An 11,912-nucleotide genomic window follows, 5' to 3' on the forward strand; every position below is an offset into this window, starting at 1 on the left:
ACTTCCATGAGTTTTTTATGTGCATTTTTTATATATAGTATTACCGTCTACAGATGATATAATTTCATATTGCCTTCCAGGTATAAATTGTTGATTAAAAGATTCTACATTACTAAGGATATATATAGTGTATATTCTACCTTGTTTTAGGGTAATTCTCGTACTGGGTGTAGGTCCTTCTGTCCCTGATGAAGAAGCTGTTACTCTATACTCTCCGGAAGGTATAGTGCTATATTCAGTAATTTGACCAGAAGATAATAATCTATTTATTGTGTTTCCATTTGAAGATACATTAACAGTTAATGCGTCCGAAGACAAATTAATAAGCCTAGCTTTGGTTTCGTCAGGAAATACTTTTTGATTAGCATCATCTATAATAGTTACTAATTTTATATTAGGCAAAGTTCCTATAACAGCTAAAGTTACAACCTGGCCTTCAGGTATTTCTGCTCCTATTAATGCTAGTGTAGGAACTTTTTTTTGTTGAGCTACATAAACCTTTACAGTATTTCTTCCTTTTGGAATAGTCATATAACCACCAAATTTTTCATAGGGTAAATCATCTGCTATTACTAAATTATTTATTAATACATCAATTGTAACAGCACTTGATAATGCATTAAGTGCTCTAACAACGGAAAAATTAGGAGTTAAACAAGGAACTCCTACTTCCTCTAGAACTGCATTTACTCTACTCGACACTGAGCTTCACCTCCACTAGTAAAACTAAGTTAAATAATCCTATCATATTATATGAATAAAGGAAATTCATTGTTAATGTATTATATTACATTTTTTTATGCTTATTTTTTACATTTTATTAACAATTTTTACATATACCTAACTTCACCTTAACCTGTCCTTAACATACAAGCTGTATTCTAATAGTGTAGCAAACAAGAAAACAAAATAAAAAATTAAGAATATATGGAGGGAAATTAATTATGTCTTTAAAGAAAAACATAAGTAAATTAGTTTCATTAGGTTTAGTTGGGGTTTTATCAGCAGGAATATTGGTAGGGTGTGGAAGTTCTAACCAAGGAGGAAATACTTCAGATTTAAAAGGAACAATAATGATAGATGGATCAAGTACAGTGTTCCCTATATCTGAAGGTGTTGCAGAAGAATTTGGAAAACAAAATCAAGGAGTTAACGTAACAGTAGGAACATCTGGTACTGGTGGAGGTTTTGAAAAGTTCTTAAAAGGGGAAATTGACATAGCTGATGCATCAAGAGGAATAAAAGATGAAGAAAAAGCGGAAGCTGAAAAAGCTGGAATAAAATATAAAGAAATAGAAGTTGCATATGATGGTATAACAATAGCTATAAATCCACAAAATACTTGGGCAAAAGATATAACTACAGATGAATTAAAGAAAATATGGGAGCCAAACAGTACAGTTAAAATGTGGAGTGATGTAAGACCTGAGTGGCCAAAGGAAGAAATAAAATTATATGGACCAGGTAGTGAATCAGGAACATTTGAGTATTTCACTGAGGAAATAAACGGTGAAAAAGCAGCTATAAGAACTGATTATACAGCAAGTGAAGACGATAACGTATTAGTTACAGGTGTTGCTGGTGATAAAAACGCTATGGGATTCTTTGGATATTCTTACTACTATGAAAACCAAGACAAGTTAGCTGCTGTATCAGTAAATGGAATTGCTCCATCTCACGATACTATACAAAATAAAACTTATGCTCCATTATCTAGACCATTATATATATATATAAGTGAAAAAGCATTATTAGAAAAACCAGAAGTTAAAGCTTATGTGGAGTTTTATTTAGGTGAAGTAGGAAAAGAAATAGCATCTCAAGTTGGATACGTTGCTTTACCAGATTCTGAATATGAAAATCAATTAAAAGAAATTCAAGAAATGAAATAATCCAAATAATATTTTAGAAAAGACTGCATATTAGCAGTCTTTTCATATAAGATAGGTGAAAAAATTATGGGTAATAATATACTTATAATTGAAGATGAAAACAATATAGTTGACATTTTAAAAACTAACTTACAAGATACTGGGTATATAGTTGAGGCTAGTAATGATGGGCTAGATGGTTTTATTAAGTTGAGAGAACTAAAACCTTCTTTAGTTATTTTAGATTGGAGCTTACCTAGTGTAGAAGGGATAAGTATACTAAAACAAGTTAAAAAAGATAAAGACTTTAAGACTATACCTATAATAATGTTAAGTGATAAAAATCTAGAAGAATATAAAATAGAAGCTTTAAATTGTGGAGCGGATGATTATATAACAAAACCTTTCAATATAAAAGAAGTTATTTCAAGGGTAAATTCTGTATTAAGAGGATATGCCAAAAAACAAATTAATAGCAAGTATTTAGATGAGTTCCAATTTAGTTTAGATGCTTATGAAATATATAAAAATGGGATAAGAATAGATGTAACAATAAAGCAATTTGAAATATTAAGATTATTACTAGAAAATAGAGGGAAAATTATATCTAGAAAATATTTGTTAGATAAAATATGGGGAAATGATAGTACTATAGAATCTAGGACGGTGGATGTCCATATAAGACATCTAAGAAAAAAGTTGAAAAATAATATTAGCTCAGCTAATTATATAAAAACAATAAGAGGTTCGGGATATAAAATAGAATAATATATTAAATTATTTAAAAACTGCCATTAGGCAGTTTTTTTAGTATCTAAATATATTACTATGTATAAATTATAGATTTACAGTGAAAAATAAATTGGAAATTATATAATAAGGAGATGGAATATACTATGCTAAAAAAACATATAAAAAAAGTATTAACTTTATCTTTAGTAACTGTTATGTCAGTAGGAATAATGACGGGGTGTGGCAATAGAAACGAGCAGGGTGTTCCAACAGAGTCTAAACTAAGTGGAAATGTAGTAATGGACGGATCAAGCACTGTATTTCCTATATCAGAAGCTGTAGGAGAGGAGTTTAACAAAATAAATCCTGGAGTCAATATAACAATAGGAACATCAGGAACAGGTGGAGGAATGGAAAAACTCTTAAGAGGTGAAATAGATATAGCTAATGCATCAAGAGCTATAAAAGATGAAGAAAAAGCGACAGCAGAAAAAAATGGTGTAAATTATAAAGAACTAACTATAGCCTATGATGGAATAACAGTTGTTGTCAATCCACAAAATGATTGGGCTAAAGATATAACTGTGGAAGAATTAAAGATGATATGGGAACCGAACAGTAAAGTTAAAAAATGGAGTGACGTAAGATCAGAATGGCCTAATAAAGAAATAAAACTATATGGCCCAGGTAGTGAATCGGGGACATTTGAATACTTTACAGAAACTATAGTTGGAGAAGCTGGAGATATAAGAACAGACTATACAGCAAGTGAAGATGATAACGTATTGGTACAAGGTGTAGCTGGAGACAAAAACTCCATGGGATTCTTTGGATATGCATATTACTTTGAAAATCAAGATAAACTAAAAGAAGTTTCTATAGATGGTGTAGTACCAACTCAAGAAACAATACAAGATGGAACTTATAAACCGTTATCAAGACCACTATTCTTATATGTAAATGAAAAATCTATGAATGATAAACCTGAAGTTAAATCTTTCATTGAATTTTACTTAGGAGAAGGAAGAGCTATAGTTCCAGAAGTAGGTTATGTAGCTATACCAGATGCTGACTATGACAATCAGTTAAAAGAAATACAAGATATAAAATAATAATATTTAAGTTAAGATGTTGATAAATTAATTATCAACATCTTTTTATATTGTGCGAAAAATATATTAAAATATAAAAATATATGGTATTATATGTTGGTAATTTATTCAATTATATTTAGAGAGGTGTGACAGAATATAGTATGAGGCTTAAGAAGAATATAACAAAATTATCAATAATATCTTTATTAATAATTTTATTAAGTGGCTTAACTGTTGGATGTTCAAGCAGTAATGATAAATCTATATTTATAGATGGATCAAGTACGGTATTTCCAATAACTGAAGCTATAGGAGAAGAATACTCAAAAGCAAATAGAGGAGTTAAAATAACTATAGGAGCTGGGGGTACAGGGGCAGGTATAGAAAAATTAATAAAAGGTGAAGTTGATATAGCCAATGCATCAAGGCATATAAAAGATGAAGAATTAGTAAAAGCCAATGAAGCTAAGATGAATATTAAAGAACTAATCATAGCTAATGATGGAATAACTATAGCTGTAAATAAACAAAATAACTGGTGTACTGATATAACTCCTGAAGAGTTAAAAATGATATGGGAACCAAATAGCAAAGTTAAAAATTGGAGTGATGTAAGACCTGAATGGCCAAAGGAAGAAATAAAATTATATGGACCAGGTAGCGAATCTGGAACATTTGAATATTTTACAGATGAAATAGTAGGAGAAGCTGGAGCTATAAGAACAGACTATACGGCAAGTGAAGATGATAATGTCTTGGTAACTGGTGTACAAGGAGATAAGTATTCAATAGGATTCTTCGGATTTGCTTATTACTACGAAAATACTGATAAGTTAAAATCTGTTAAAGTAAATGGCATAGAGCCTACCCAAGAAACTATACAAAATGGAGAATACACTCCTTTATCGAGGTCTCTATACTTATATGTTAATACAGACAATATGAATAATAAGCCTTTGATGAAAGGTTTTATTGAGTATTACTTAGATAAGGGTAGAAAGATAGTTCCAACCACAGGTTATGTTGCACTACCAGATGAAGAATATAATAAACAATTAAAAGAAATGCAATCTATAAAATAACAGAGGATACCTTGAGGTATCCTTTTTTATTTGTAAGGTTTTAAAGTTTATAGAGTATATTACAAAAGAAAAACGACAAACTAATTTATAGAGTGGATATAAGCAAGTTAACGTATACTTAACAAAATTAACATATATCTAACGCATACTTAACAAAGAATAAATATAGAAGTGTTAATCTAACAATGTAGAATAAATAAGAAAAACAATGGAAAAGATCAGGAGGAAATAGAATGAAAAAGACTAAAGAAAAAATAATTAAATATATTCTTGCAACTTTTGGAAGCATATCTATATTTGTTACGATAGGTATATTCTTAATCTTAATATATGAAAGTTTAGAGTTTTTTAAACAAGTTCCTATTACTGAATTTTTATTCTCTAAACAATGGACTCCATTATTAAATCCGAAACACTACGGTATAGCATCTTTACTTTCGGGTACATTTTTAATTGTAGTATTTTCATCGCTTATATCTATACCAATAGGTCTTTTAAGTTCAATATATTTAAGCGAATATGCAGATAAAAGAGTTAGAAAAGTTATAAAGCCTATATTAGAAATATTGGCAGGTATACCATCTATAGTATATGGGTTCTTTGCTTTAACAACTATAACTCCCATTTTACAAAATATATTCCCTCAAACTAGCATATACAATGCTTTAAGTGCTGCTATAGCAGTTGGAGTAATGACTCTCCCAATGGTGGCATCTTTAAGTGAAGATTCAATGCAAGCAGTTCCAAATAGTTTAAGAGAAGCTGCATATGCACTAGGACTTACTAAACAAGAGACTGTAAGAGGGGTAGTTCTACCTGCAGCTATATCAGGTATAATATCGTCATTTATATTAGCTATATCAAGAGCTATAGGTGAAACAATGATAGTTGCGTTAGCAGCTGGGTCTAATCCAAAACTTACTTTAAATCCTCTTGAAAGTATACAGACAATGACAGGATTTATAGCTCAAGTAAGTCAAGGTGATATAGCTCAAGGAAGCTTAGAATCTCAAACGTTATATGTAGTTGGACTAGTATTATTCTTGTTAACTCTATCTATGAATATATTGGCAAGATATATAACTAATAAAATGAGGGAGGAATATTAATAATGAACAATTCAAATATAAAAGTACGTAAGCGTAATGATAATATATTTCACGGCATATTAATACTCTCTATACTGTTTTCATTAAGTATATTAGTTGTATTGTTTGGTGAAGTTATCGTTGATGGAATTTCTTATTTAACGCCAGAATTTTTCTTTAATTATACATCGAGAATACCATCACAGGCAGGCGTTGCTGCAGCCTTTGCTGGATCTGTATGGGTTATATTAATTACAATAGCAATTGCATTCCCACTAGGAGTTGGAACGGCACTATATTTGGAAGAATATGCACCAAAAAATAAAATAACATCTTTAATTCAGGTAAATATAAACAATTTATCAGGTATACCTTCAGTTGTATATGGTATATTTGGATTAACATTATTCGTAAGATTACTTGGATTAGGAAGAAGCATAATGGCCGGGTCACTAACAATGGCACTTTTAATATTGCCTTTAATAATAGTATCTTCCCAAGAATCGCTAAAGACAGTTCCAAGGGAACTAAAAGAAGCTTCTTATGGACTAGGTGTTAGCAAATGGGATACTATAACTGGAGTTATAATTCCTTACTCTATGCCAGGAATACTTACAGGAACGATACTTGCTATATCAAGGGCATTAGGAGAAGCTGCACCATTATTACTTGTAGGTGGAGCTGCAGCTATATGGTTCTCACCTTCATCTCCACTTGACCAATTTACAACACTACCGTTGCAAATATATTCTTGGGCTGGAAAACCACAAGCGGAATTCCAAAATGTTGCTTCAGCAGGGATACTATTATTACTTGGGTTATTAATACTTACAAATTTAACAGCAATATTATTAAGAAATAAATACCAAGACAGAATAAAACGCTAAGGAGGACAAAATTATGTCTAATACTAAGATAAAAGTAGATAATCTGGATTTTTATTATGGAGATTTTAAGGCACTAAAAAACATAAATATAGATATAGAAAAAAATAAGGTAACTGCATTTATAGGTCCATCGGGATGTGGAAAGTCAACATTTATAAGAACATTAAATAGAATGAATGATTTAATAGAGGGAACTAAAGTAGATGGAGACATACTATTAGACGGAAAAAATATATATTCTCCTAATATTGAAGTAGAAGAATTAAGAAAAAGGGTAGGTATGGTATTTCAAAAACCAAATCCATTTCCAAAGTCTATATATGAAAATATAGTATATGCACCGAAAAGACATGGGATAAATGATAAAAAGGCACTAGATGAAATAGTAGAAAAGAGTTTAAAAGGAGCAGCACTTTGGGATGAAGTTAAAGACAGATTAGATAAGTCTGCATGGGCTTTATCAGGAGGTCAGCAACAAAGACTATGCATAGCTAGAACTATAGCAATGCAGCCAGAAGTAATACTAATGGATGAGCCTACATCAGCATTAGACCCAATAGCAACTGCGAAAATAGAAGAACTAGTAGAAAACTTGAAAAAGGATTTTACTATAGTTATTGTTACTCATTCAATGCAACAAGCAGCTAGAATATCAGATAATACAGCATTCTTCTTGATGGGAGAGATAATAGAGCTTGATGAAACTAAAAAAATATTTACTGCTCCAAAAGATAAGAGAACTGAAGATTATATAACAGGAAGATTCGGCTAAGATATAGAATAATAATAAAAACTATATGATAGGGGTGCAATTTAGTGGAACAAAAAAATATAGATTTAAATATAGAGACACTAAAAAACTATACAGTTAAAATGATGGAAAAATGTGAAGAATTAGTTATAAAGTCTGTAGAGGCTATGGTAGCTAAGGATTTAGATGCATCTAGAGAAGTTATAAACCAAGATGATGAAATAGATTCACTAAGAGATTATATAAGAGAAAGAAGTATAGAACTTATAGCTCTAAGACAGCCAATGGCTAGAGATCTAAGAACTGTATATGCTTTAGGGACAATAGCTTTAGAACTAGAGAGAATAGGAGATTATGCTGTAAATATAGCTATGGAAACTATAAAAATAGGAAACGAAGAACATGTTGAGCCACTTATAGATATTCCAAAGATGAGTAATATATGCGCGGATATGTTAAGAAGGCTTAAGGATGCATTAATACTAGGGGATGACAAATTAGCATACAAAATAGCTTTAGAAGATGACATAGTAGATAATTTATACAATGATGTTTATATAGATGCGTTAGCTGCTATGCACAGAGATAGTAGAAATATTAATCAAGGGGTTAAGTTATTATTTGCAGGAAGGTATTTAGAAAGGATTGGAGATCACATAACTAATATATGCGAAAGTATAATATATACTGTAAGTGGAGAAATGATAGAATTTGATTAAACTGGTAGAAATACCAGTTTTTTTTATTACTTATCGTTAATTAAGTATTTAAGTATTGTTAAATAATTGTTAAAAGGAAAACATTTTTCGCTATAAATATTGAAAAAAAATACATAAGGTGTATAATAAAGGTAAGAATTATTCCAAAACAAAACAAAATTTAAACGAGGGGGAATAAAACTATGTCAAATAATACACAAACAATTATGGAAAACGTTTTACAAACAGTTATAAAGAGAAATCCTGGGGAAGTTGAGTTTCACCAAGCTGTAGAAGAAGTTCTACATTCATTAAAGCCAGTTATGGAAATGCATCCTGAGTATGTTAATGCTGGTATATTAGAAAGAATAGTTGAACCAGAAAGACAAATAATGTTTAGAGTACCTTGGGTAGATGATCAAGGTAACATTCAAGTTAATAGAGGATTTAGAGTTCAATTTAACAGTGCTATAGGACCATACAAAGGTGGTTTAAGATTCCATCCATCTGTATACTTAGGTATAGTAAAGTTCTTAGGATTTGAACAAATATTCAAAAACTCATTAACAGGACTTCCTATAGGTGGAGGTAAAGGTGGATCTGACTTTAATCCAAAGGGAAAATCAGATGCTGAAATAATGAGATTCTGTCAAAGCTTTATGACTGAGTTATACAGACATATAGGTCAAGATATAGACGTTCCAGCTGGAGATATAGGTGTTGGTGGAAGAGAAATAGGATATATGTATGGTCAGTTCAAGAGAGTAAGAAATGCTTATGAAGCTGGAGTTTTAACAGGTAAAGGATTAACATATGGTGGTTCTTTAGCTAGAACAGAAGCTACAGGATTTGGTGTAGTTTACTTTGTAGATGAAATGTTAAAAGCTCATGGACATAACTTACAAGGAAAACAAATAGTTGTTTCTGGTTCAGGAAACGTTGCTATATATGCTACTAAAAAAGCTCAAGAATTAGGAGCAACAGTTATAGCTGTTTGTGATTCTGCTGGATATGTTATAGACAGAGATGGTATAGATGTAGATTTATTAAAGCAAATAAAAGAAGTTGAAAGAAAAAGAATATCTGAGTATGCTAACAGAAAACCAAATGCTGAATATCATGAAGGACAAAGAGGTATATGGACTGTTAAATGTGATATAGTATTACCATGTGCTACTCAAAATGATATAACTATAGAAGAAGCTAAGCAATTAGTTGAAATGGGAATAATAGCTGTTGGTGAAGGTGCTAACATGCCATGTACTAATGAAGCTGTACAATATTTCTTAGACAAGGGAATATTAGTAGCTCCAGCTAAAGCTGCTAATGCTGGTGGAGTTGCTACTTCAGCACTTGAAATGTCTCAAAATAGTATGAGATTATCTTGGACATTTGAAGAAGTTGACGCTAAGTTACATAATATAATGATTAATATATTCAAAAACTCTAAAGATGCTGCTGATAAATACGGTGTTCCAGGAAACTATGTTGCTGGTGCTAACATAGCTGGATTCCTAAAAGTAGCTGATGCTATGATGGCTCAAGGAATAGTATAAGATAAGTTTAAAGTCAGGTTTTATAACCTGGCTTTTTTATTTTTTGTTAACAATTAACATATAGATATCATAATATGTATTAGATATAATTTGTACAATTTATATCTAATATATTATTGACATCAGGGGGTAAAATAATGCAATACAATTACTATCAATACTGTGAACAAATGGCTAATAGACACTACCCAAAGGTATATCATGTTTTAATGCCGCATGTAGTATATGTTTGTGATGGATATGATACACGTGAAGATATGTATCCATTTCCTAGTGATGAAAGAATAGAAGAAATGACTGATATGATAGTGGATAGATATGAAAGAGATAATAACAGATCAATTGAAGAAGAAGAAGAATTAAATAGACAATTTGGACGTAGATTTATTAGAGATTTAGCTTTAATACTTCTTTTACAAAGACTTCTTAGAAGAAGAAGAAGAAGATTTGGTCATGGATTTGGAGGCTTTGGAGGCCCTGGAGGACTTGGAGGCTTTGGAGGCTTTGGAGGCTTTGGATTTTAAGGGTACTGAGATCAAATAGTAAAATAGCCGTTGATAAATTATCTACGGCTATTTTAAATTAGTTTTGTAACAAAATATTTCTTAGAATCATAAAATAACATAGGACTACAAGAGAGGAGGCATGGACATGTATAATTATTATGACTATTGCAAGGCTGTATCTGAAAACTACTATCCCAAAATATATACTATATTAACTGAGCATATAATAAAAATTTGTGAAGAATGCGATAAAAATAAATATATGCATCCATTTCCTACACAAGATAAATTCAAAGAATTGGTAGATAATGTGCATGAATCATATACAAGAGAGTATTACCGTAAATTTACTGAAGGAGAAAATACAAATGGTTATTATAGATATTATGAAGATTATTTACTTAAGGATATTATAAAAATACTTCTAGTTGAAGAAATCTTAAAAAGAAGAAAAAAATATAAAAATTATCCATATTTTTATTAATATACAAGCCTTTTTATAAGGCTTTTTTTAATTACAAGGATATTGTAATTTATCTAGTATGTGGGTAAGTTATAATATCCAACTGCTAAACTTGAGCAAGGTATAATTTTTTAAGGTCGTTGGCGATATAAGAATAGCAAATTTTTTATATTTAAGGCGAAGTAAATTTTTTATTGTGTAATAAGTTTTTGAAATTAATGGTATTATAATATGGAAAATATAAGTAGGGGGCGTTATGGTTTGAAGTTGAAAAAAATAGGTATGAGGACTATTAAAACAGGAATTGGAGTGTTTATAACTGCTCTAATTGGAAGTATAGGCTTACTGCAGGAACCATTATATGCAGCTATAGCATGTGTAGTAACTATGCAAAATACAGTAAAGGGCTCATTAAAAGCAGGGACGAATAGAATAAAGGGAACTGTTGTAGGAGCTATAATTGGATACTTATTTGCATTAGTACATCCTGGAGATCCTATATTAACTGGTGCGGGGATAATAGCCTTAATTTACATCTGTAATATACTCAATATAAAACAATCCGTTTCTATAGCATCTGTAGTATTTTGTTCTATATTATTAGGAGTTGGTAATAACGATGTCTTATTATATTCTATTAATAGAACTATAGATACGGCAGCAGGGATAGTAATAGCTTTAGTTGTAAATTATTTTATAATAAGACCTAACTATTTAAAAGATGTAATGAATGAATTAAAAATAATAGAAAAAAAAGCTATGGAATTAATAAAGGAAAAAATAATATACGATAAAGATATTGATATAGATAATTTTAATGAAGAAATAGTAAAATTAGAATCGACCTATCAACGATTTATAGATGAACTTGAATATAGAAATGAGGATATAGAAATTGAAAAACTAAAAAAAACATTAGATGTGTGCAAGGAAATATATTTTCATTTGCAATCTATAACTCTCTTAAATGACAAGTGTTATCTTAGTAATAAAAATCACGAAGGACTAAAAAAACTATATAAAAAAATTGAATTAAGAAGAGATATTGATGATGAAAAAAGCCCCGTATTTAATTATCATTTAGGTATGATAATTAAGGAAATAGTTATACTTCATAATGTAAATGAACTAATGGAATAAAATAGAAGTTTTAGAGAATAATAAATAGATATAAATCTTATGAA

Annotated in this window: 13 protein-coding genes; 12 read left to right on the forward strand and 1 reads right to left on the reverse strand. The window is 30.2% G+C overall.

Translation table 11 applies throughout. From position 1 onward, the window contains the following. Positions 1-15: 15 nt before the first annotated feature. Complete coding sequence (locus tag ACUSRV_RS09495; RefSeq protein WP_490141709.1) at positions 16-702, reverse strand: DUF4397 domain-containing protein; 687 nt, start codon at positions 700-702, stop codon at positions 16-18. A 242-nt stretch (positions 703-944) separates the two neighbouring features. Here ACUSRV_RS09495 and ACUSRV_RS09500 point away from each other — a divergent pair, with 242 nt between their 5' ends. The 12 genes from ACUSRV_RS09500 (at position 945) to ACUSRV_RS09555 (ending at position 11,868) form a co-directional block, all read left to right on the forward strand. Beyond that, a complete protein-coding gene (locus tag ACUSRV_RS09500; protein ID WP_490141710.1) occupies positions 945-1,892 on the forward strand; it encodes a PstS family phosphate ABC transporter substrate-binding protein in 948 nt (315 codons plus the stop codon). A gap of 66 nt (positions 1,893-1,958) precedes the next feature. Next, the gene (locus ACUSRV_RS09505) at positions 1,959-2,639 is read left to right on the forward strand and encodes a response regulator (protein ID WP_490141711.1); all 681 of its coding nucleotides are present in this window, start codon (positions 1,959-1,961) and stop codon (positions 2,637-2,639) included. Between the two features lie 128 nt (positions 2,640-2,767). After that, entirely contained in the window at positions 2,768-3,715 is a 948-nt protein-coding gene (locus tag ACUSRV_RS09510) for a PstS family phosphate ABC transporter substrate-binding protein (RefSeq protein WP_490141712.1), read from the forward strand. Positions 3,716-3,843: 128 nt separating this feature from the next. Then, the gene (locus ACUSRV_RS09515; RefSeq protein WP_490141713.1) at positions 3,844-4,779 is read left to right on the forward strand and encodes a PstS family phosphate ABC transporter substrate-binding protein; all 936 of its coding nucleotides are present in this window, start codon (positions 3,844-3,846) and stop codon (positions 4,777-4,779) included. Between the two features lie 233 nt (positions 4,780-5,012). Further along, positions 5,013-5,888: a phosphate ABC transporter permease subunit PstC gene (pstC, locus tag ACUSRV_RS09520; protein WP_490141714.1), complete on the forward strand. Its 876-nt coding sequence runs from the start codon at positions 5,013-5,015 to the stop codon at positions 5,886-5,888. Positions 5,889-5,890: 2 nt separating this feature from the next. Beyond that, the gene (pstA, locus tag ACUSRV_RS09525) at positions 5,891-6,754 is read left to right on the forward strand and encodes a phosphate ABC transporter permease PstA (RefSeq protein ID WP_490141715.1); all 864 of its coding nucleotides are present in this window, start codon (positions 5,891-5,893) and stop codon (positions 6,752-6,754) included. A 13-nt stretch (positions 6,755-6,767) separates the two neighbouring features. After that, positions 6,768-7,526 carry a phosphate ABC transporter ATP-binding protein PstB gene (gene pstB / locus ACUSRV_RS09530; RefSeq protein ID WP_490141716.1) on the forward strand — a complete coding sequence of 253 codons (759 nt, stop codon included), beginning with the start codon at positions 6,768-6,770 and terminating at the stop codon, positions 7,524-7,526. Between the two features lie 44 nt (positions 7,527-7,570). Further along, positions 7,571-8,224, forward strand: coding sequence for a phosphate signaling complex protein PhoU (gene phoU, locus ACUSRV_RS09535; RefSeq protein ID WP_490141717.1), 654 nt, complete (start codon positions 7,571-7,573; stop codon positions 8,222-8,224). 182 nt (positions 8,225-8,406) lie between these two features. Next, complete coding sequence (gdhA, locus tag ACUSRV_RS09540) at positions 8,407-9,759, forward strand: NADP-specific glutamate dehydrogenase (RefSeq protein WP_490141718.1); 1,353 nt, start codon at positions 8,407-8,409, stop codon at positions 9,757-9,759. A gap of 137 nt (positions 9,760-9,896) precedes the next feature. Then, positions 9,897-10,283: a hypothetical protein gene (locus ACUSRV_RS09545; protein ID WP_490141719.1), complete on the forward strand. Its 387-nt coding sequence runs from the start codon at positions 9,897-9,899 to the stop codon at positions 10,281-10,283. 127 nt (positions 10,284-10,410) lie between these two features. Next, positions 10,411-10,749, forward strand: a complete 339-nt coding sequence (locus ACUSRV_RS09550; RefSeq protein ID WP_490141720.1) for a hypothetical protein — start codon at positions 10,411-10,413, stop codon at positions 10,747-10,749. Positions 10,750-10,989: 240 nt separating this feature from the next. Beyond that, a complete protein-coding gene (locus ACUSRV_RS09555) occupies positions 10,990-11,868 on the forward strand; it encodes an FUSC family protein (protein ID WP_490141721.1) in 879 nt (292 codons plus the stop codon). The last annotated feature ends 44 nt before the right edge of the window (positions 11,869-11,912 follow it).

The organism is Sporacetigenium sp. TC11 (assembly GCF_058146105.1).